Genomic DNA, 1,867 nt, shown 5'->3' with positions numbered 1-1,867 from the left:
GTCGTAGCCCGCGTGGTCGCGCCACTCGGCGAGGAGGGGCAGGCCGGGGTGGTCGACGTAGAAGGCCCGTACGGCGTCGAATCGCGCGGTCGGTCGGGCGAACCTGACCGCGCCGACGGCCAGATGCTCCGGCCAGCGGTGGTGGGGTGGGCTGCTCATGCGCTCACGGTGACAGGTGCGGTGGGCGGAGGCCTCCGTCCACCGGGCGGGCCTCCCTCCGTCTTGGGGCCCAGGACCCGCGTCCGCCAGCGGCGCAAACCCGCGTCCGTCAGCGGCGCAGGGCGCCCGCACCCGTCAGCGGCGCAAAACCCGCTTCCGTCAGCGGCGCAGGGCCCGTACCCGTCAGCGGCGCAGGGCCTGGTCTCCAGGGCCCGGTGCGGCCGTTGTGGCCGATACGCCCGGCGGTACCGCTTCCGTCAACCCCCAAAGAACTGTTTGACGGATCGGGGTGCGTGCCGCACACTCGCCGCATGAGCCCTCCCGCCTCCTCGCGCTCCCGCGGTCTCGACAGCGCGAAGCGCCTCCCGCTGCGCGCCCTCCTGCGGCGGCGCGGTTTTCGCGCACTCGCCTCCGGGCGTGCCCTCACGTACTTCGGCAACGCGATGGCGCCCGTCGTCCTCGCCTTCGTCGTCCTCGACCTGGGCGGTTCCGCCGTCGACGTGGGCCTCGTCGTCGGGGCCCGCTCGGTCAGCAACGTCGTGCTGCTGCTGTTCGGCGGGCTCCTCGCCGACCGGATGCCCAGGGCGCTCGTCCTCCAGGGCGCCGCACTCGCCGCCGCGCTGGTGCAGGCCGGTGTCGGACTGGCCGTGCTGGCGGGCCAAGCGTCGATGGGGGCGCTGCTGGTGCTCAGCGTCGTGCAGGGGGCGGTGGCGGCCGTCTCCGTTCCGGCCTCGGCGGCGCTGATTCCGCGCACCGTTCCGGCGGACGAACTGCGGCCCGCCAACGCGCTCTCCCGGATGGGCGTCAACACCGGCATGATCGCCGGGACCTCGCTGGGCGGGCTGCTGGCCGCCGTCGCGAGTCCGGGATGGGGGATGGTGCTCAACGGGGCGGCCTTCGCGGGAGCGTCCCTCACCTATCGCCTGGCCGGACGGGAACTCGCCCGCGTGCGGGAGCGGGCCGATCCGGTCACCGAGCCCGTGCGCCCGTGGCAGGAGCTGCGGGAGGGGTGGAAGGAGTTCGCCTCGCGCACCTGGGTGTGGGTGGTGGTGCTCCAGTTCTTCGTGGTGAACGCCGTGGCGGCCGGAGGCATTCAGGTCCTGGGGCCGACCGTCGCCGACGCGACGTTCGGGCGTACGGCGTGGGGATGCGTCCTGGGCACCCAGATGGCCGGGGCGCTGGTCGGCGGGCTGCTGGTGGCGCGCTCCAAGGCGCGGCACGCCCTGCGGATCGGCGTGGCGGTGGTCGCCCTGGACGCGTTGCCGCTCGTCGCGCTCGCGCAGTCGGCGGACGTGGCCGTGCTGGTGGTGGCGATGTTCGTCAACGGCATCGCCATCGAGCAGTTCGGCGTCGCGTGGGACCTCTCGCTCCAGGAGAACGTCCCCCAGGAGAAACTGGCCCGCGTCTACTCCTACGACGCGCTCGGCTCGACCCTCGCGCTCCCCGTGGGGGAGATGGCCGCGGGGCCCTTCGCCGAACGCTTCGGGGTGCGGCCCACGTTGCTGTGCGGGGTCGCTCTCGTCACCCTCGCGACGGTGGGCGCACTGTGCAGCCGCCAGGTGCGCGGGCTGACGACGGGGGAGCCGCAACCGGCGGCCGTGGGGGAGCCGCACCCGGCGGCCGGGGCACCCGCGCTGGAGACACGGGCCTGAGGGAAACTGGCGCGATGTCCTCTCGTCCCCCCGGCGGTTCCGAAATCCCCGAGACG

The 1,867-nt window shown here is 74.2% G+C and carries 1 protein-coding gene; it reads left to right on the top strand.

The features are described 5' to 3' along the window. Window positions 1-470 precede the first annotated feature (470 nt). The gene (locus AB8Z75_RS34340) at window positions 471-1,811 is read left to right on the top strand and encodes an MFS transporter (RefSeq protein WP_369208970.1); all 1,341 of its coding nucleotides are present in this window, start codon (window positions 471-473) and stop codon (window positions 1,809-1,811) included. The last annotated feature ends 56 nt before the right edge of the window (window positions 1,812-1,867 follow it).

Origin of the sequence: Streptomyces sp. PU-14G (genome assembly GCF_041028275.1) — a bacterium.
In the GTDB taxonomy this organism is placed as follows: domain Bacteria; phylum Actinomycetota; class Actinomycetes; order Streptomycetales; family Streptomycetaceae; genus Streptomyces.
The sequence above is the reverse complement of the archived record's forward strand: the minus strand, read 5'-3'. Positions and strand labels throughout refer to the sequence as shown.